This window comes from Halorubrum ezzemoulense (genome assembly GCF_004126515.1).
GTDB lineage: Archaea > Halobacteriota > Halobacteria > Halobacteriales > Haloferacaceae > Halorubrum > Halorubrum ezzemoulense.
The window spans coordinates 101306-119676 of record NZ_CP034941.1 but is presented as its reverse complement, the minus strand read 5'-3'; the positions used below and the strand labels follow the sequence as shown (position 1 = coordinate 119676).

Below are 18371 nucleotides of genomic sequence, written 5' to 3'. Positions count from 1 at the left end.
AAAACATTGCTTGCCCGCCACGCGCTGGCCAGTGATTTAATATCACACCCACAATAGAATCTAGTCACTGATGGCCGATCCAAAATACCGGGCCGTTATCGTTGATGCCGTCCGGACGCCGCAGGCGCGGAAAGATGGCTCTCTCGCCAGACCGTACCCCGAGGACCTCATCACCACAGTACTAGACGCACTCGTCGATCGAACCGGCGTTCCTGCCAGCGATTGGGATGACTTCCGACTGGGCTGTGCGAATCAAGAGGAAGAACAGGGCCGAAACCTCGCCCGGCAAGCGCTGCTCGCAGGTGGATTCCCCGAGACAGTCCCCGGAGCGACAACCACCCGACTCTGTGGCTCATCGATGACTACCCTCACCGATGCCGCCCGTGCAGTCGAGGCGGGAGACGGCGCAGTCTACCCCATCGCTGGCGTCGAACAGATGAGCCGAATTCCCTTCTCCGACTGGCTCCACCCCGCCATCCATGAGCGCTACGACGCCGACCGACTCTCGATGGGCCAGACTGCCGAGACCCTCGCCCGCCGACACGGCATCACCCGTGACGAGCAGGACCGCTTCGCGCTGCGCTCACACAAACGGGCCGTTGCGGCCGCTGAGAGTGGCCGGTTCGACGACGAAATCGTCCCCGTCGGTACCGGCGACGAGACGGTCGAGAAAGATACGACGCCCCGACCAGACACCTCAATCGAGTCGCTGAGTGAACTGCCGACGGTGTTCCGCGACGACGAGCGCGCGTCGGTGACGCCGGGCAACGCGTCGCCGCTAACAGATGGTGCCGCAGGGATGCTCGTCACTTCTGAGGCGTACGCCGAAGAGCACGGACTGGATCCTCTCGCACGTGTCGAAACGCGCGCTGTCGCCGGCGTCGACCCGTTGGTGATGGGTAGGGGACCAATCCCGGCCTCACGGACCGCACTCAAGAACGCTGACATCACGATGGCCAGCATCGATCTCGTGGAACTCAACGAGGCTTTCGCCGCACAGAGTCTTCACTGCATCGAGGGACTCGACATTCCCGACGAGAAGGTGAACGTCAACGGTGGCGCAATCGCACTTGGACACCCGCTTGGGTGTTCGGGGGCGCGCATCTCGACGACGCTACTGCACGAGATGCAAAGACGAAGAGCCGACTACGGTCTCGCGACGATGTGCGTCGGTTTTGGGCAGGGCGTAGCGACGATTTTCAAGCGACTCTAACCTAGCGTCGCGTCTCGCTGACCTGCATTTTGAAGCCGTATCGGATGACATCCTCCTGTGAGTAGATGCGTCGAACTGTGGCGTCGACAGCCGTCCCGATGTCGACTTTCGTGTCACCGTTAAGCACCTGCGAAGCGACGCTAACCGTCTCCTTGCCCCTGGGGCCGTCGAGCGCGACGACGGCGCTAACGAACGGCCCACTCTTTGACTGCTGTTCGACAAACTCCGGCGGTGCACCGCCTTGTGCAATAGTAGTTACTGCCTCAACGGTGCCGGTCCCGGGCAGCTCGATGGCCTCGAAACTCACCGACCGCTCGTTACACTGCTGGCAGGCACCGTCCGCCGGGAAGTTCAGCGCACCACAAGCCGAACAGCGACCGGCGACCAGCCGGTGGCGTTGGTCGATGGTCCGCCGCCACGAGGGGACGCTAACGTACGCACCGCCACCTTCCGGCTCGTCGCTTGTGATCTCGCCTCGACGCCGGAGGTACTCGGCGTAGGATAGTTCGGTCTCGCCGTCAAGTGCGCTCTCGACCGGGACCGGCCCCTCAAGGAGGATGGCGTTTGCGCCGGCTCCGCTGCCATAAGCCGCAACGAGGAGGCGCTCTGTGTCTTGCGTGAAGGCCGTCGCAGCACCGATGAACACACTCGCCGCGCCGGTGTCCCCGAGCGAACTCACCGTCTCCGCGGCGGCGATGGTCTCGGCGTCGATACCGAGCGCTGCGGTCGCTCGATAGGGGAGCTTTCCGTCCGGTGACTGGACTGCAGCGGCATCTACGTCTTCGAGTGAGTCGTCCAGTTTGTCCACGGCGCCGCCCAGCGTCGTGGTAAACGCCTCGCGGTCATACTGAGTCACGCCTAATCCCGTAATTTTGTCGTCGCCGCCGGTTCGGAACCGCGTGCCTGGGTAGGTATCAACGTGAGATGTGCGATCGAGGACCTTTCCGGGACCGTTGCCGTCGACGACCAACGCTGCGCTACCGGCACCCGCAGCGTGTTCAACGTCGCTGTCGGGAGCACCTTTTGGACAGTCGCTGATGATGACGAGGGCGATTTTTTCGCCCCAAGGGCCAGCATCGAGCGCCCCGCTGAGTGCTTGTGCGCCGACGCGGGTGCTGCCTGTCATCGTCCGTGTGGTCACGCTATCGGGGACACCGAGGACGTTCGCCAGTCGCGCGGAGAGGTCCTCTTCTGCCATCGGCGGCGATGTCGTGGCAAAGGCGAGATGGCACACGTCCGCGCCGCTGTAACCGGCGACATCGAGTGCTCGTTCGGCTGCCTCAACGCCCATCGTAAGCGCGTCCTCGTCGGCCTCGGGGACGGCTTTTTGCTTGACGCCGGCCGCGTTAAAACTGCCCCATGCGTCTTCGAACTCCTCAGCTACGATGCGGAGTCTCGGCGTGTAGGCGCCGATGGCCGCAATCTGTGCATCGGTCATTGTGCCACCTCCCGTTCAAGAACGTGAACGACCGCGCCGCCACCACTCCCGCCGACGTTGTGTGTTAGCCCGAGTGTGGCGTCTTCGACTTGGCGGTCACCGGCTTTCCCGCTAAGTTGTTTGAACGCCTCGGTGACCTGTCCGGCACCCGTCGCGCCGATGGGATGCCCCTTTGACTTGAGGCCACCGGAGGCGTTGACCGGAATCTCTCCGTCAAGTTCCGTCTTTCCGTCCTCCAACATACTGGGAGCCCTACCCCGCTCACAGAACCCGAGATCTTCGTATGCTAGGAGCTCTGCGATGGCAAAGCAATCATGAACCTCCGCGAAGTCCAGATCCTCGGGGTCGATACCGGCCTGATTGTACGCGCGCTTTGCGGCCGACTTCGATGAAGAGATAGCAGTGTACGTGTCCCGTTGGAAAAGACCGACTCGCTCGCTGGCCGCACCGACACCAGCGACGCGGATGGGGTCGTCAGTGTACTGGTCGACTACGTCCTCGCTGGCGACGAGGACGGCGGCGCCACCGTCAGAGGTCGGGCAGCAGTGATAGAGATTAAGCGGATCTGCGACGACGGGCGCGTTGACCGCATCCTCAAGCGAGCACTCGAAGCCGAGGTGTGCCTTAGGGTTTTTTGCGCCGTTGGCGTGGTTTTTCACTGCCACCATCGAGAGGTGTTCGGCTGTCGCGTCGTACTTGTCCATATAGGCGGAGGCCATTTGTGCGTAAACGCCCGAGAAGGTGGTTCCGGTCAGGCGTTCCCACTCTGTCTCACCGGAGACGCCCAGCCAGTACTTGGTCACGTCGCTGCTCATATCGGTCATTGATTCGACACCGCCGCCGATAGCAACGTCAGCCATCCCGCTCTTAACCGCCTGGACGGCCTGTCGAACGGCGTACCCGGACGCGGCACAAGCATTTTCAATACGAGAACTCGGAATTCCGTGGAGTCCGGCATGCTCGGTGGCAGCCGGACCTGAGAGACCGAGCTGGCGGCCGCCGACACCGAGAGAGCCGACGACGGCCTCGTCTATCTCGTTGTCATCGATTCCGTTGGGAACGCTATTGACGGCTGCCTCCACGGCGGATGTAAACAACGATCGGTAGCTCTTCTCGGGCATCGCACCGAAGGGAGTCTGCCCTGCGCCGATAATATACGCATCTCGCATAGCTACCTCTTTCGGAGGTGTCGGAAAATAGCTTTTCCTCCAAGAGCACCTCTTACTGCCGGATTTTGAATTGATCTCCACTGGGGGAGAGTCCAAATCGTGATGATACAACTCCTCCCAGATCTCAGAGAATTATACCCAAACAATTTTTATGATTGTGTACAGTCATACACTTACAGATGTCGTATAAAAAAGTAGAGACCTCAGACCGCGAAGAACTGCGCGAACTACAGGTCGAACGGCTCCGCGATACGGTAGAGAACGCATATGAGAACGTCGAGTTCTACAGAGATCAGTTGGACGAGATGGGTGTCACGCCTGAGGACATCCAGAGCGTTGAGGACGTCCGAAAGCTCCCGACAACGACAAAAGAGGACTTCCGCGACGAGTACCCCGACGGATTATTCGCAGTTGACAGCGAGGACGTTACGCGCCTCCATGCATCCTCCGGGACCACCGGCAAGCCCAAGATAGTCGCTTACACTGACGATGATATCAAGGTCTGGAGCGAAGTCGTCGCTCGCTCACTCGCCGCCAGCGGGGCTGAGGCGGGCGATACAATCCAGAACGCCTACGGCTACGGGCTCTTCACGGGTGGGTTGGGACTCCACTACGGTATCGAAGAGTTGGGAGCGACCGTTATCCCCATCGGCGGTGGCCAGACCCAGCGTCAGGTCGAACTGATGATCGACCTCGAAAGCGACGTATTCACCTGCACCCCTTCCTACGCACTATATCTCGCCGAGACAGCTGAAGAGATGGGCCACGACCCCGTCGATCTGCCGATTTCGACCATCATCTTCGGAGCAGAGCCCTGTACAGATCCAATGCGTGAGGAAATCGAAGAGCGCCTCGGCGTCAACGGTATCGACATTTATGGACTCTCAGAGATCGTCGGCCCCGGCGTCTCTTGTGAGTGCCACGAAGCACAGGAAGGATTACACATCTGGGAGGACCGCTTCCTTCCTGAAGTCGTGGACCCCCACACCGGCGAACCAGTCGAGGAAGGTGAAGAGGGTGAACTCATCCTCACCACGCTCAGTAAGGAGGCGCTCCCGGTGCTTCGGTACCGGACCGGCGACCTGACGACGCTGAACTACGAGGAGTGTGAATGTGGCCGGACAATGGTTCGGATGGACAACGTCACTGGCCGGGCCGACGACTTGCTCATCGTCCGCGGGGTGAACCTCTACCCCAGCGAAATCGAACACGTCATTCTAGATCTAGACGGTGTCGCCCCGCACTACCGTATTGATCTCTACCGTGAGGAAAGTCTCGACGTTATGGAACTAACCGTCGAGATGGAAGAGGGAACCACACAGAGCCGCCAGTCGCTCGAGGCCGAGATTACCGAACGCTTAGAAAACGTTCTGCAGTTCTCGCCTGATGAACTCGATCTGGTCGAACCAGGCGGCATCGCCCGGTCGAAAGTCGGAAAGGTCCAGCGTGTCTACGATCACCGCAAGTAATACCGCCCTAAGACCGCTCTCAGAGGCTTTCTGTGGAAGCCTAGGGTAGACACCACCCCAACCCAATTCTGTACGCTATTCCATCCTGTAGACGCGACCTCTGAACGTGGCAATTCGATCGTCACTCTCATCGGTAACTTCGATTTCATACTCCGCGGTTTTTCCCGCTAAATGTGTCTCGTGAGCAGTTGCTGTCAGTGTCTCACCGACATCAACAGCCTCAAGATAAGAGATGTTTGTCTCCAGCGCGACCGCCGTCTTATCATGAGAGTTTGACGCCGCGGCAAACGCAGAATCAGCAAGTGAGTAGATAGCGCCACCATGAGGTGTCCCATGGAAGTTCAGCAAGTCCTCGGTGACGGTCAGTTCGGTCTGGGCGAAGCCTGAATCAAGTTCGATGAGATCGATACCAAGCGTCTCGCAGAACGCATCCGACTGGATGCGCTCGCGGGCCTCATCAGAGACTCTTGACATACGATCTCATATATCGCGAGCCCCGATAAATACGTGTCGGAGCGGGAAACGGGAGTAAAGTTATTTAGCTGGCCTGAGCAGTCTTTGAGGTATGCCGTACAGTTACGAGCCACATCACTTCGAGGACTTCGAAGAGGGAGAAGAATTCATCAGCGTCGGCCGCACCGTCACGGAATCAGACTTCGTGATGCACTCAGCGCTGTCAGGTGACTGGACCGAACTCCACACTAACAAGGAGTACGCCGAAGAGCAGGATTTTGGTGAGCGTATCGCCCACGGTCCGATGACATTCGTCCAAGCGACCGGATTCGTCTACCGGACCGGCATCGTTGAGCGCACAGCCTACGCCTTCCTCGGGATGAACTACATGGACCTCCCGAACCCTGTCAACATCGGTGACACACTCCAGTTAGAAATGGAAGTCTCCAACAAGAAGGAAGTCGGCCGTGAGGACGTGGGACTAGTCGTCCTCGACACGGAGATGGAAAACCAAGATGGAACCACTGTCTTCGAGGGCGATATGAAGTTCCTCATTAAGAGAAAAGAGGAGTAGGCACACACATTCCGACGGACGAACCATTGGGCCGCCACCTGCCTGTGATCGACGGTCGAAGGTTGGTCTAGAACCGTCTCTATGGGCTATTGCGAGTGTTGTAGGGAGTCTAACAACAAAAACTAATACGCCGTACACTAATCGTTTCTTTGTGACTAGGTACTCCGGTCCCACAGAGCTGTATATCGGCGGCGAATGGCGCAACGCAAACAGCGGTGAGACCATCAATTCGGTAGACCCAGCCAGCGAAGAGGAATACGCGACGGTCCAGAAGGCCGATGAGTCTGATGTTGACGAGGCTGTTCAGGCGGCAGCGGCCGCTGCCGAGCGCAGCTCCGAGTGGAGCACGATGGATCCCGATGTACGTCGTGAACACGTCCGGGGAATGGCCGATGCCATCGAGGCGATGAAAGACGAACTCACGCTCGTCGAGTCGCACGACAACGGCAAAACGCCGTTCGAGGCCGGGTTGGAAATAGACATGGTCATCGACACGTTCCGGTATTACGCCGGCTGGTCAGATAAGATCAAAGGCAGCGAAATTCCTGTTTCGGACTCCCGTCTAAACTATACGACGCGTGACCCGGTCGGCGTCACCGCCCACATCGCTCCCTGGAACTACCCCTTCCAGCTAGCCGGCCGCGGTATCGCGCCAGCGCTAGCGACGGGCAACACAGTCGTTCTCAAGCCCTCCAGCGTCACGCCGCTATCGGCGTTGTACTACGCGAAAGCCGCAGAGAAAGCCGGTCTCCCTGACGGCGTCGTCAACGTCGTCCCCGGGTCTGGATCCGGTGCCGGGAGTGCACTCGCCAGCCACGATGGTGTCGATCACGTCACTTTCACCGGGAGCACTGGCGTCGGCAAGTCCATCCAGCGGGACGCGGCCGAGGCTGTCGCCGACGCAACGCTTGAACTCGGCGGAAAGGGACCGGCCATCGTCTTCCCGGATGCTGACCTCGATACGGCTTCGCGCGGTGTGCAGTATGGCATCTTCATGAACGCGGGCCAGATGTGTTGGGCCAACTCCCGCTTAGTCGTTCACGAGGACGTCTACGACGAGATGGTCGAGAAAATGGCCACCATCGCGGAGGGCATTCCTATCGGCGGTGGCATCGACGACGACGGCCAGATGGGGCCGGTCGTGAACAAAGAGCAGTTGGAAGAAGTCCTCGAATACATTGAAATCGGTCGCGACGAGGGTGCAACCGTGGCAGCAGGTGGCGGTGTTCCCAACGAAAAGGACGTGGGCTACTTCGTTGAGCCAACAGTGCTTGCCGACGTGACTAACGACATGACTGTTGCCCGCGAGGAAATCTTCGGCCCGGTACTGTCGGTAATCGAAGTAGAGGACGAAGCAGAGGCGATCGAGGTCGCAAACGATTCGCCTTTCGGGTTGACCTCGTGTGTCTGGACCAACGACCTATCGCGTGCCCACAGAGTGGCCGACAGGCTCGACTACGGAATGGTCATGGTCAACGAAACGCCGAACACGTGGCCACAGACGCCATTCGGCGGCACGAAGATGAGCGGCCACGGCCGTGCTCAGGGTCAAGAAGCCATCGAGACGTACACCGAAGTCAAGAACGTCCACGTCAACCTCGACTGACCCCGTCCGCCGCCGGTGAGCTACTTGTTCGCCCGCTTCGTAGTATTATTTTGTAATGCCGTGTTGAACGTAAGACGGCGGCAACATCGGATTTTTGATGTTCGATCTTCTACCGGTAGCCACCCCGCGTGAGGAGGTGGTGACCATTCTGGTTCGGGTGAAGAAACTATTGGGGTACTGACAGCGCTCGGTCTCGACGTTGGAAAGGCAACCGAACGCGGCGTTGAACTTGCCACACAACAGAACAACGACGAGGGGATCCTTGACGCCGAGATGACAGTCGAGAGTGCAAACACCGAGGGCCAATCGACCGCCGCTGCACAAGCACACAACACGCTGGTCAACAGACAGGGAGCTGATGCCACACTCGGGACCTTCGCCGAACAGACGGCGTCCGGTATCATGTCCGAGGTGGCCGACACCGAAATGATTCATCTCAACGTCGGTGCTGTCTCACCTGCGCTGCCGGCCCAAGTCGCGGAAGACTACGAGCGGTTCAAGCCGTGGTTCAGGGTTGCATCGATCAACGCGGCGTTTTTTCGTGCTGGACATGATAAACTTCGCCGAACAGTTTGCAGTGGGCGAACAGGACTGGTCCAGTGCAGCCATTCTGCGCGAGGACGCTGCCTAGACCGGCCAGGTCGCTCCGGCCCTGAAGCAGAACGTTCCGAACTTGGGAATCGAAATCGACGACGACATCGTGTTCTCGCTCAGCGAAAACAACTTTAGCCCGTAGATGAACCAGATCGAAGAGATGGATGTAGATATCGTGTTCGGGCTCGTCGCCGAGGCAGGAAAGGCACCGCTGCTGGCGCACGAACAGTCGGGTACACAGAAACCGCTACTCGGTGACCTCGTGGCCTCACAGTCGCCTGCGTATCTCTCGGATATCAACTCCGACTCCTCGCTCATCATCGGCCGAACGTTCACCACATGGGGCGTTGACCTCTCCTCGAAGGCACAGGAGTTCGTCGACATCTACGAGTCGAACTACGACAGCCGGCCGAGCAAACCGACCTGGGCGGCCTTCGGAGCGTACGCAGCGACGCAGATGTACGCCCGAGTCCGCACAGAGGACGGTTCGAGCCTGGACGATACAGTCGAGACCATGGAGAACACCACCTACGACCTCAACCAGACGTACTCGGTGTACGGCCCCGACGAAGAGAGTCCGGACGGCAACGCGTACCCCCACGACCTCAAGTATGGGCCGGGCTTCTTCCAGCCGACGTGGTCACAATGGCGTGACGGTGAGCAGGTCACTGTTTACCCCGAGCAGCACGCGAACGGCGAGTACCAGAAACTGTAGCCCCGGGCCAGTGGGACGGTTTCCGTCGCCACGCTTCCTCGGTGAAGACGGCCGAAAAGCACCGCGAACCGGTCTGTGGCGCGATCGAGGCATACCGAACGTCGGTCTTAGATCCAGAAAGCTATTAGTGTGTGTGCACATGTCATGTGTGTATGGCAACCGAAGCCAAAGAAACAGTTGAACACCCTTTGGACCCCCTCCTGCCGGGCGAGATAGAAATCGCAGGTAAAGTGCTCCGTGAAGCATCCGACTTCACTGACAACGCACGGATGGTAAAAATCGAACTGAACGAACCATCAAAGGAAGCCCTGAACGAATACAGAGAGAACGGGACCAAAATCGAGCGTGAGGCGTTTGCGGTAATCCGGGACAGCCCGGAACGCAAAACGTACGAAGCAGTCGTCTCGCTGGAAGACGAGGAACTCACAGACGTAGAGCACATCGACGGTGCCCAGCCATCGATTGCCATCCAGGAGTTCATCGAGTGCGAACAGACGGTCAAGGAAAACGAAGAGTGGCAGGCGGCTCTCAGAGACCGTGGCGTCGAGGACACCGACCGCGCCATGGTTGATCCGTTCTCCGTCGGGTACGATTTCATCCCGGAGGATATCGATCGCGACCGACGGATGGCACACGGCCTGAGCTACCTCCGACCCAGCGAGGAAGACGGCGACGAGGGGTACGCAAAGCCGGTCCACGGCCTGCACGCGTTCGTCGACTTGGACGCGATGGAAGTCGTCAAAGTGGTCGACGACGGACCCCCGGACGAGGACAACATATTCCCGCCCGAGGAGATGCATTATCGCGAGGGCGAGGTCGAGCTCCGCGACGACGTGGAACCGTACGACGTCGTCCAGCCCAACGGCCCCTCCTTCGATGTCGACGGCCACAAAGTCGAGTGGCAAAACTGGGAGTTCCGCGTCGGCTGGACACAGCGTGAGGGCCTCGTGCTCCACAACGTCGGCTACGACGACAACGGGGAGTTTCGGAAGATTCTGAACCGTGCGTCGCTGGCCGAGATGTCCGTCCCATACGGCTCGCCCGACCGTCACGACCGGTTCAAGAACGCGATGGACGCCGGCGAGTACAACATCGGCCGGATGGCCAAGTCCCTGGAAAAGCGGTGTGACTGCCTGGGCTACATGCACTACTTCGACGCGGTGATGAACACCATGGACGGGGATGTCAACGTCGTCCCGAACGCCATCTGCATGCACGAGGAGGACTACGGTCTCCTGTGGGAGCGGTCGGACTGGCGGACCGAGTCGGCTGAATCCCGCCGAAACCGCCGTCTTGTGGTCTCGTTCATCGGCGCGGTCGGGAACTACGATTATGCCTTTTATTGGTACTTCTACCAAGACGGTAGCATCCAAGTTCAGGTCCGACTCACCGGCATTGACGCCACCGCCACGGCAGCGAAGGGCAAGGACGTGACGGGCTACGACGAACTGCTCGCGCCACAGCTCAAGTCAGCCATCCACCAGCACTTCTTCAATTTCCGCCTGGACTTCGACATCGACGGCACCGACAACAACATCTACGAGGTCGAAAACCAGACCGTGCCGACGGGGCCCCAGGGATTCAGTCCACACGCGGATCCCTCAGTCGACTCGCCCAACCCCGGCGGCAATGCCTTCTACGCCGACCAGCGCCAGCTTGAGACCGAGCAGGAGGCCCAGCGCCTGATCAACCCGCTTGAGGGGCGGTACTGGAAGGTGACTAACCCGAACAAGACGAACAAGCTGGACAAGGAGGTCGGCTACCGTATCGAGCCGCACGAGAACGTCAAAGCAGCACAGACCGACGACAGTAGCGTGCTGCGGCGCGCGGGATTTATCGACAATCACCTCTGGGTCACTCCACACGACGAGGACGAGCGCTTCCCGGCCGGTGACTATCCGAACCAGGCCGAGGGTCCACAAGGGCTCCCAGTCTGGACCGAACAGAACCGCGACCTCGACAACGAGGACCTAGTAGTCTGGTACACGCTCGGGAAAAACCACGTCACCCGACCCGAGGACTGGCCGGTGTTGCCCGTCCAGATGGCAAACCTGAAACTGACGCCGGACAACTTCTTCGACCAGTCCGAGGCCATCGACGTGCCGCCGGAACACGCGATCAACGAGGGCCACAACATCCCCTCGCGGGACGAGTTCCAGGACGAAACGGACGAGAGTATGCAGGGTACGGCAGACGACGACTGAGCAGGCACTGGTGTCGGCGACTGCCGACTCCAATCGCACTGGTTTGTAAATTACGACTACTTTTGACAAACAACGCGGACGAGCCAGACGGGGTATAGAGCGCGACGGGTTAGCACGATCATCGTTAGCAATAAGTCATCACCCAGTAATAAAACGATTCGCTCTGCACAACGTTTAGCCTGCGTTGAGGCCTGTTTTTTGCCACTCGGAAACACCGAGTGCCAACAGCACGCCGCCTGCGGCCGCGAGGACTGCCCCCTCCAACACATCTGGAACGGCCGAGAGGAGCGTCGTCCCGGCCGCGGCGCCGACGACGAATCCCAGCGTAATCACCGCGATAGCAGCGAATCCGCGACGGAGTCGGTCCACACGTCGGTAGTAGCGGCCGATGACGGCCAGCTCGACCGCCGCATGCCCGACGACGACCGCGCCAGCAACAACAGCGAGCCCGTTTGCAGCGTCGAGGACGATTCCCAGAACCAGTCCCTCGACGAACCGATGGCCGAAAACCGCTGTCGAGAGGGCGTCTGCATCACACGAGCACCCCCAGTCGTCGCCGGTGACAGCAAACCCCACACCGGCGCCACCAGCGAGGGTGGCGACTAGGAGTCCGGCCGGATCGGTACCGACGGTTGTGGCTGTCGACAGGAACAACGACCCGCCGAGAACGACAAGCAATCCCCCGACGGCAAACGGCGCCCAAACGGGTATCGTCGGCAGCCACCGGTCGTACCATAGACCGGAGAGTCCAGCCACCAAGCCGCCCATCACCGTCGCGCCGACGACGATCAGAACGCCCGCGGCGCCTGTCGACCCCGCGCCCCCGTGTGCCGCTGCAGTGCCGCTCAGTACTGTCGCTGCGAACGCGACACCGAACACTGCGTGCCCGACACTGACTCGCACCCGCATACTCCACACGATAAGATGTCGAATAATAACTGTTGTGTCGAGTGCAAACCACCGAAGAGCGGAGCGTCTGCGGTTGGACTCTTTTTTCCATGCTCACACCGTCTCAGCCGCCATTTTCGGTCGATTAAGTGCTAGATACTCAACGTTCAAATCTGAGGCTTCAGTTAACTATTTACAGTCTCGTGGCAAATGTTGTCATTGCCCTACCTATGAGTACAGCTAGTGATGATTCAGCAGAGACCGACAGTGCAATCAAACAGAGACATCGCGACGCTGCCGCAGACGCCGTTCCCGACACTCTCGCCCACTACATCGGCGGGGAGTTCGTCGCCGGTGACAGCGACGAGACAATAGAGACACGGGACCCGACCACGGGAGACGTGATCGACGAGGTACCGGCCGGCAACGCCGCCGACATCGACGCTGCCGTCCAAGCAGCACACGAGGCGTTCGAGGGCGGGTGGAAAGACGCTTCACCAGGCGAGCGCCAGCGCGTCCTTTCGGAGATGGCTGCCGTCATCAAGGAAAATCAGGAGACGCTCGCAACCCTCGAAGTGCTTGATACTGGCAAGACGATCACCGAAGCGATGGGTGACATGGGGCTGATCGTCGACCATCTCACCTACTATGCCGCCGCGGCCCGGAACGTCACCGGGGAAACCCGCCAGACGAACGACCTTTTCGACCGTGAAAAGCAGGTCTTCACGCTCAAAGAACCCTACGGCGTCGTGGGGGCCATCGTTCCGTGGAACTTCCCGCTTATGATCGCCATCTGGAAACTCGGCCCCGCCCTCGCCGCCGGCAACACCGTCGTGCTCAAACCGTCCGAGGAAACCCCGCTGTCGATTCTGAAACTGATGGAACTGGCCGACGATATCGTCCCGGACGGGGTCATCAACGTCGTCACGGGCTATGGCGAGGACGCGGGCGAACCCCTCTCGACTCACGAGGACGTTCCCAAAATCTCTTTTACAGGGTCGACGGAAGTCGGGAAAGAGATCATCCGCAACTCCGCGGAGGACATCACGAAGACGACACTCGAACTCGGCGGAAAGAGTCCGGTCATCGTCTACCCGGACGCCGACCTCGAGGAAGCAGTCGAGGCAGCGATGATGGCAATCTTTTTCAACAAGGGAGAGTGCTGTGCCGCGGGCTCTCGGCTCTTCGTCCACGAGGACATCGAAGAACAGTTCATGGACGCCTTTACCGACGCGGCCGCAGGGATGTCGGTCGGCGACCCGCTCCTCGAAGAGACGGATATGGGGCCGAAAGTCTCCGCCGAGCAGGTCGAACGCACGCACAACTACGTCGAGGCCGCCCGCGAGAGCGGGGCGACTATCCGAACCGGCGGTAACGCGCCCGACGACGACTCGCTGGCGGGCGGTGCCTTCTATGAACCGACGGTCATCGACGACATCGACCACGACCACCCGTCGGTTCAACAGGAGATATTCGGTCCCGTCATGGAGACGTTCGCCTGGAGTGATGAAGACGACGTGGTCGCGCTGGCAAACGACGTCGACTACGGCCTCGCCGCCGGTGTCATCGCCGGTGACGTGACCAAAGCCCTCGGGACCGCCCGACGGCTCGAAGCCGGTGTGGTCTGGGTAAACCACTACAACGATGTCTCGGCGGGTCAGCCCTTCGGCGGCTACAAACAGTCCGGTACCGGCCGTGAGAACGCGATGGAGGCTATCGACGAGTTCACTCAGACGAAAGCAATCAACGTCAACCTCGGCTGAGGCGAATGCTGTCGGGGGGTCTACCCCGGAGTGTAACGTGACCGCCGACCCGGAACGCGGCGAGACGGCACTGACCCGCTCTCCGGTGGGACTGCGGACGAACAGTCACCTCCTACGGTGGCCAATCGATCCGAAATCGCCCGCTTCGACGACGACCGCCGGGACGGTGGAATGTCTGCAAAGTATCTATTTCGGTTACACACCAGAGTTCGTATATTTCTGGGTGTATCCAATTCCTCGTTTTGTTCTAAACAGTCTACTCAGCTTTGAATGTTGTCGTGTTGGCACTATTGGGCCCGAAATCGGAGGAAAAGACGTTCTACGAGGAATTTACGGTATCGATCGAACAGGAGAGTGATTCACAGGGGGTAGTGAAGGCAGCGTTCACGGCGTTTGAACCTCTAGTGGAGAGCGGAGCGTCTGCGGCTGAACTCTCTTTTCCATGCTTACACCGTCTCAGACGCCATTTTCGGTCGATTAAGTGCTAGATACTCAACGTTCGAGGCTGAGTTCTGTAAAGTATAACGGAATTGAGATGAGTACTACAGGCGTGAAGAGCGTAGAAATGAGCTGTCGTTTGGGTGAATCACTCGAACTTTTTGAATTGCTGAAGACACTCGTTGCAGTAGTGGATGGATTGACACCGCGATGGACCACAGGGATGTTCTCGCTTGGTGTCGGTTGACTCGCAGTACGGGCACCTAGCACCCGTCAGTTCGCCACTAGTCGTAACGCTTGGATCGGGTTCGCTCATTGGTCAAAACTTATCCCGAAGTCGCGGAGCGCATCTTTGCCCTGTTCGGTGACGAGGTCCATGGACCAGTCGGGCGACCAGACCAGACGCACGTCGGCCTTGTCAACGCCGTTGACGCTCTCAGCAGCCTGTTCAACGTCCTCAAGTATGAGCTCACGAGCGGGACACCCGCTGTAAGTCAGCGTCATGTCGATTGTCACTTCACCGTCGTCAAGCTCCAGTCCGTAGATCAGTCCGAGGTCGACGACACTGATAGGCATCTCAGGGTCTTCGACTTGGTAGAGTGCGGACCAGATCTCGCGTTCGAGTCCCTCGGCTCCGTCACCGGTGGCAGGCACATCGCCCGTCGCACGCTCTTTCGTATCGTACTCCGTGTACGAGCATGCTTTTGCGTCGGCGTCGGCCCGTGGCCGGTCGTAATCGCTACTCATCGTCTTCAGGGCCCATGAGCTTGGTCGCTTCGTGTCGACCGAGGTTCCGGTACGAGGAGACCATCTCCTCGTACAGTTCGTCCCAGTACTCGGTGTGATTGTTGTCCCGGCCAATGGGCGTGGCCGGTTCCTCGTCCGTCGGGACGTCGAAGCCGAGGTTGGTGAGGAAGTCGGTGATTCGGTCGGTCCACTCCTCGCGCATCTCGTCGAGGGTCATGGTCCGGACACCGAGTTCCACGATATTATCTTCCACATCACCAACCGGCTCGAACAAGGTCAGCGCGTACGGGTAGAGATGATCGAGCGCCTTTTCCACGCGGCGACTGGCGTCGCTGTCTTGAGCCATTCGTTGCAGCCAGCTCTCGGCATGTTCGACGTGGTAGCCTTCTTCGCCCTGAATCCGGCTGGTGCGCTCACGGATGACTTTGTAACTTGAATTTTCTAACGCTGACAGCCTGATGTCCTCGGCCACGTCGTAGAGGTACGCTCGGAGGACCGCGTCTGCCCAGTCACCCTCTTCGAAGGGAAGCTCGACGAAGGTACTGTGCTGGAAGTCCGACGGCTCGCTCTCCCAGAGCAGCGACTCTTCGGAGTAACCGAACTGTTGAATGGCATCGTACCACAGTCGGGCGTGTCCAAGTTCGTCCTGTGCGTTGTTTGCAAAGGCAAGGTCAGACTCAAGCGTTGGCGCGCGAACCTGCCAAAACGTGTAACGCTCGGCTTGGACGTACTCGTCGTCAGCCAGTCGGAACAACTGTGCCTCAACAGCGTTTCGCTCACGCTCGGTAAGATCATCGGCGCTGCCGAGGTCGGGTTCGGTTGCCGACATTATAGTTCACCTCGCCGGCGCTCGGCCTCAACCTGCTCACCTTCGGAGGCTGCTACCTCTTCGGCGGCAGGGTCGACGTTGTAGGTCTGTGCGAATCGGTACGCTTTGTCGGTCGTCCCGCCGAACGCAACTTGGGTCGCGTTTACTTCGCTGAGGAATTGTTCCTCGACGACCCAGAGTTCCTTGTCGTCAGGGTCGGAGAACTCCTCAAGCGCTAATGCCTTCGCACCGGCCTCGTCAGTCGCCTCAACCGAACCTGCCTCGGTTTGATAGCCTTGGAAGTTCGGGGCAAAGACGACCCACTCGACGGTCTCACCGTCGGCGGTCGACTCGCCCGGGTCTTCATCGGGAGAGATGCTCAGTATCTTCTCTTGCGGTGCAACCCACAGCGCGTTCGTCGGTTTGCGTCGACCGTGCTGGATGACGGCAAATTGCTTTGCCATCTCCCGGTCGGGTGCGTGCACGTCACGACAGTATTTGAACTCACCACCTTCGTTTGACTGGCGAAAAACCTCCCAGATCATGGTCTAGTCGGCCGCCTGTGGGATCGGGCCACTGCCGGTGGTCGTCTGGCTATCCATCATGTCACGGACCCACTGCACGGCTTTCTGCGACTGTGCGCGGCCGTTGATCTGCTGTTTGCTACCCTCGTATTCGTTTTTCGAGACGGTGAAGAACTCGTCCCAGTCGAGGTCATCCTCAACGACTTCGTAGGTTCCATCACCATTGTCACGGATTCGCGGCTCATCAGGAATTTCGAGCCCGTACCGCTCCGCCTTGGGCATGTAGGTGTTGAGGAACGAGTTCCGAAGTTCGTCGTTCGAGGCCGTCTTCAGACCAACTTCCGACGCGAAGCCATGGTGGGTGCTCTTATCATCGGTCGGACCGAAAAATTGCAAGATGCGTGGCCACCACTTCTCGAAGGCTTCTTGGGTCATCTCTTGTTCTCTGATGGAACCATTCATCAACTCACGAAGAATGGACTCGCCGTGCTTGACGTGCATCCCCTCTTCGAAGCAGATCTTGTCCATTGCGTGGGCGTACGGCTCCCAGCTAGACTTTTTGAGCGTTGCCTGGCGACGCATTGCGGCGCCGTCGACAAAGAAGGCGATCATTGGCGTTTCGACGTAGCTCTCCATCGGGTAGTGGAAGCAGTTGAGGAACTTCCCGCGACCCTCAGCGAGGTCGTCGAGCATTTCGTCGCGAGTTTTGATGCCGAGCGCTTCGGCAGCCCGGTAGAGCATCTGCCCGTGACCAATTTCGTCCTGCGTTTTTGCGCTGAAGGCCATCTTCCGCTCTAGGCTCGGCGCTTTACGAATGAACGGGCGCTCCAAGTACGCACCCATGATTTCGCTGTTTGCGTGGAATTCGAGCATCCGCGTCGCAGCTTTCCGGTACTCCTCGGGCATGTCGTCTCGTGGGTTGAACGCCCGTGGACCCGCACGTTCTTTGACTTCGTCAATGTTCATGATTCATCATAAGATATTGCTTGTTACCTATTAGTCATTGTCCAGTCCATAGACGGGTTTTTTAACTTCTCCCCGACATTGTGGAGTATGATCGATGAGTGTCTGATGACCGAGTTCCGGATTGAGGGCGATGACTGCCCACTGGCTGATGCAACTCGGTCGACAGGCACAACTGTCGATGTGGCTCCGCCACTGATGCGTAGCGACGGTAACGTGCTTCTTCGGTTCAGTTCCGCCCTTAGCGACGATCTAACGGCTTGGCTCGATGAAGACGACCGGATTCGGTATCTTTACAAATCGGACAACGGCGACCGCTACAATTACCGCTGTCTCTCTTTACATCCGTGTGTCGTCCATGAACTCATCAGCGGCGGGTTCATGGTCGAATCTATCATCTATCAAGACGGAAGCGCCATCGTGACCGGGGCTGTCGTCGGTCACGAGATCATGCGGGCGGTGATGGAAACTACCAGTGAGACCGTCGGTGTGAAACTCGAACGGGTGTATGCCCTCCGAGGCGAAGAAGAGAGATCCATAGCGAAACAGTGGGACCTCACGCCGGCACAGGAAGAAAGCCTGCGATACGCGGTTGCTATGGGGTACTTTACAGTTCCGCGCGAGGCGACCGCCAGCGAGGTAGCCGCCGAGATGGGCATCAGCAAGTCCGCGTTCATCGAGCGACTCCATCGTGCTCAGCATAGTCTGCTCATGCAACTGTTTCCTGATATTGCGGACCGGCCGGACCGGATACGCTCAAGCGGTACCGACGATGGAATCACGGATGACAACTGAACGACGGCAC

At 59.2% G+C, this 18371-nt stretch carries 17 protein-coding genes and 1 pseudogene; 9 read left to right on the top strand and 9 right to left on the bottom strand.

Features of this window, described 5'->3' with window-relative positions; genetic code table 11:
- The first annotated feature begins 70 nt into the window (after nucleotides 1-70).
- Complete coding sequence (locus EO776_RS16210; protein ID WP_094520157.1) at nucleotides 71-1213, top strand: thiolase family protein; 1143 nt, start codon at nucleotides 71-73, stop codon at nucleotides 1211-1213.
- Nucleotide 1214: 1 nt separating this feature from the next.
- Here the strand turns inward: EO776_RS16210 and EO776_RS16205 are convergent, their stop codons facing one another.
- Both EO776_RS16205 and EO776_RS16200 read right to left on the bottom strand, forming a co-directional pair.
- Entirely contained in the window at nucleotides 1215-2651 is a 1437-nt protein-coding gene (locus EO776_RS16205; RefSeq protein ID WP_094520158.1) for a zinc ribbon domain-containing protein, read from the bottom strand.
- Nucleotides 2648-3820 (bottom strand): thiolase domain-containing protein, encoded by a 1173-nt coding sequence (locus tag EO776_RS16200; protein ID WP_094520159.1) that lies wholly within the window; start codon nucleotides 3818-3820, stop codon nucleotides 2648-2650. The genes EO776_RS16205 and EO776_RS16200 overlap by 4 nt, the downstream gene beginning before the upstream one ends.
- Nucleotides 3821-3999: 179 nt before the next feature.
- On the opposite strand from EO776_RS16200, the gene paaK reads away from it, so the two are divergent.
- A complete protein-coding gene (gene paaK / locus EO776_RS16195; protein WP_129452574.1) occupies nucleotides 4000-5289 on the top strand; it encodes a phenylacetate--CoA ligase PaaK in 1290 nt (429 codons plus the stop codon).
- A 75-nt stretch (nucleotides 5290-5364) separates the two neighbouring features.
- Here paaK and paaI read toward each other — a convergent pair whose 3' ends face one another.
- Nucleotides 5365-5763 carry a hydroxyphenylacetyl-CoA thioesterase PaaI gene (gene paaI / locus EO776_RS16190; RefSeq protein ID WP_094520161.1) on the bottom strand — a complete coding sequence of 133 codons (399 nt, stop codon included), beginning with the start codon at nucleotides 5761-5763 and terminating at the stop codon, nucleotides 5365-5367.
- 91 nt (nucleotides 5764-5854) lie between these two features.
- Between paaI and EO776_RS16185 the strand changes: the two genes are divergently transcribed.
- The 5 genes from EO776_RS16185 (at nucleotide 5855) to EO776_RS16170 (ending at nucleotide 11435) form a co-directional block, all read left to right on the top strand.
- Nucleotides 5855-6316 (top strand): MaoC/PaaZ C-terminal domain-containing protein, encoded by a 462-nt coding sequence (locus tag EO776_RS16185; RefSeq protein WP_094520162.1) that lies wholly within the window; start codon nucleotides 5855-5857, stop codon nucleotides 6314-6316.
- Between the two features lie 151 nt (nucleotides 6317-6467).
- On the top strand, nucleotides 6468-7922 hold the full coding sequence (locus tag EO776_RS16180) for an aldehyde dehydrogenase family protein (protein ID WP_094520163.1): 1455 nt from the start codon (nucleotides 6468-6470) through the stop codon (nucleotides 7920-7922).
- A gap of 168 nt (nucleotides 7923-8090) precedes the next feature.
- The gene (locus EO776_RS19825; protein WP_394346137.1) at nucleotides 8091-8651 is read left to right on the top strand and encodes an ABC transporter substrate-binding protein; all 561 of its coding nucleotides are present in this window, start codon (nucleotides 8091-8093) and stop codon (nucleotides 8649-8651) included.
- 7 nt (nucleotides 8652-8658) lie between these two features.
- Nucleotides 8659-9231: a type 1 periplasmic-binding domain-containing protein gene (locus EO776_RS16175; protein WP_094520164.1), complete on the top strand. Its 573-nt coding sequence runs from the start codon at nucleotides 8659-8661 to the stop codon at nucleotides 9229-9231.
- Between the two features lie 152 nt (nucleotides 9232-9383).
- Nucleotides 9384-11435 carry a primary-amine oxidase gene (locus tag EO776_RS16170; protein WP_094520165.1) on the top strand — a complete coding sequence of 684 codons (2052 nt, stop codon included), beginning with the start codon at nucleotides 9384-9386 and terminating at the stop codon, nucleotides 11433-11435.
- Nucleotides 11436-11609: 174 nt separating this feature from the next.
- On the opposite strand, the gene EO776_RS16165 is transcribed toward EO776_RS16170, so the two are convergent.
- Nucleotides 11610-12344 (bottom strand): hypothetical protein, encoded by a 735-nt coding sequence (locus EO776_RS16165; RefSeq protein WP_094520166.1) that lies wholly within the window; start codon nucleotides 12342-12344, stop codon nucleotides 11610-11612.
- A gap of 209 nt (nucleotides 12345-12553) precedes the next feature.
- On the opposite strand from EO776_RS16165, the gene EO776_RS16160 reads away from it, so the two are divergent.
- Nucleotides 12554-14086: an aldehyde dehydrogenase family protein gene (locus tag EO776_RS16160; RefSeq protein ID WP_094519873.1), complete on the top strand. Its 1533-nt coding sequence runs from the start codon at nucleotides 12554-12556 to the stop codon at nucleotides 14084-14086.
- Between the two features lie 586 nt (nucleotides 14087-14672).
- On the opposite strand, the gene EO776_RS19925 is transcribed toward EO776_RS16160, so the two are convergent.
- The 5 genes and pseudogenes from EO776_RS19925 to EO776_RS16140 form a co-directional block, all read right to left on the bottom strand.
- On the bottom strand, nucleotides 14673-14840 hold the full coding sequence (locus EO776_RS19925) for a PaaD-like zinc ribbon domain-containing protein (protein ID WP_432509024.1): 168 nt from the start codon (nucleotides 14838-14840) through the stop codon (nucleotides 14673-14675).
- A complete protein-coding gene (paaD, locus tag EO776_RS16155; RefSeq protein ID WP_094519874.1) occupies nucleotides 14837-15271 on the bottom strand; it encodes a 1,2-phenylacetyl-CoA epoxidase subunit PaaD in 435 nt (144 codons plus the stop codon). The genes EO776_RS19925 and paaD overlap by 4 nt, the downstream gene beginning before the upstream one ends.
- Nucleotides 15264-16100: a 1,2-phenylacetyl-CoA epoxidase subunit PaaC gene (paaC, locus tag EO776_RS16150; RefSeq protein ID WP_094519875.1), complete on the bottom strand. Its 837-nt coding sequence runs from the start codon at nucleotides 16098-16100 to the stop codon at nucleotides 15264-15266. The genes paaD and paaC overlap by 8 nt, the downstream gene beginning before the upstream one ends.
- Nucleotides 16101-16318: 218 nt before the next feature.
- Nucleotides 16319-16624 (bottom strand): annotated as a pseudogene (locus tag EO776_RS19815) (PacF protein); the annotation flags it as partial.
- A 3-nt stretch (nucleotides 16625-16627) separates the two neighbouring features.
- Entirely contained in the window at nucleotides 16628-17569 is a 942-nt protein-coding gene (locus tag EO776_RS16140; protein WP_094519877.1) for a Phenylacetic acid catabolic protein, read from the bottom strand.
- A 105-nt stretch (nucleotides 17570-17674) separates the two neighbouring features.
- On the opposite strand from EO776_RS16140, the gene EO776_RS16135 reads away from it, so the two are divergent.
- Nucleotides 17675-18361 (top strand): helix-turn-helix domain-containing protein, encoded by a 687-nt coding sequence (locus EO776_RS16135; RefSeq protein WP_094519881.1) that lies wholly within the window; start codon nucleotides 17675-17677, stop codon nucleotides 18359-18361.
- Nucleotides 18362-18371: the final 10 nt, after the last annotated feature.

Excerpts from the sequence above, each read along its gene's own strand:
- paaK (WP_129452574.1), top strand. The coding sequence starts at position 4,000 with ATGTCGTATAAAAAAGTAGAGACCTCAGACCGCGAAGAACTGCGCGAA.
- EO776_RS16140 (WP_094519877.1), bottom strand. The coding sequence starts at position 17,569 with ATGAACATTGACGAAGTCAAAGAACGTGCGGGTCCACGGGCGTTCAAC.
- EO776_RS16170 (WP_094520165.1), top strand. The coding sequence starts at position 9,384 with ATGGCAACCGAAGCCAAAGAAACAGTTGAACACCCTTTGGACCCCCTC.
- paaD (WP_094519874.1), bottom strand. The coding sequence starts at position 15,271 with ATGAGTAGCGATTACGACCGGCCACGGGCCGACGCCGACGCAAAAGCA.
- EO776_RS16210 (WP_094520157.1), top strand. The coding sequence starts at position 71 with ATGGCCGATCCAAAATACCGGGCCGTTATCGTTGATGCCGTCCGGACG.
- EO776_RS16185 (WP_094520162.1), top strand. The coding sequence starts at position 5,855 with ATGCCGTACAGTTACGAGCCACATCACTTCGAGGACTTCGAAGAGGGA.
- EO776_RS16135 (WP_094519881.1), top strand. The coding sequence starts at position 17,675 with ATGACCGAGTTCCGGATTGAGGGCGATGACTGCCCACTGGCTGATGCA.
- paaC (WP_094519875.1), bottom strand. The coding sequence starts at position 16,100 with ATGTCGGCAACCGAACCCGACCTCGGCAGCGCCGATGATCTTACCGAG.
- EO776_RS16165 (WP_094520166.1), bottom strand. The coding sequence starts at position 12,344 with ATGCGGGTGCGAGTCAGTGTCGGGCACGCAGTGTTCGGTGTCGCGTTC.
- EO776_RS16175 (WP_094520164.1), top strand. The coding sequence starts at position 8,659 with ATGAACCAGATCGAAGAGATGGATGTAGATATCGTGTTCGGGCTCGTC.
- EO776_RS16160 (WP_094519873.1), top strand. The coding sequence starts at position 12,554 with ATGAGTACAGCTAGTGATGATTCAGCAGAGACCGACAGTGCAATCAAA.
- paaI (WP_094520161.1), bottom strand. The coding sequence starts at position 5,763 with ATGTCAAGAGTCTCTGATGAGGCCCGCGAGCGCATCCAGTCGGATGCG.
- EO776_RS19925 (WP_432509024.1), bottom strand. The coding sequence starts at position 14,840 with ATGAGCGAACCCGATCCAAGCGTTACGACTAGTGGCGAACTGACGGGT.
- EO776_RS16200 (WP_094520159.1), bottom strand. The coding sequence starts at position 3,820 with ATGCGAGATGCGTATATTATCGGCGCAGGGCAGACTCCCTTCGGTGCG.
- EO776_RS16205 (WP_094520158.1), bottom strand. The coding sequence starts at position 2,651 with ATGACCGATGCACAGATTGCGGCCATCGGCGCCTACACGCCGAGACTC.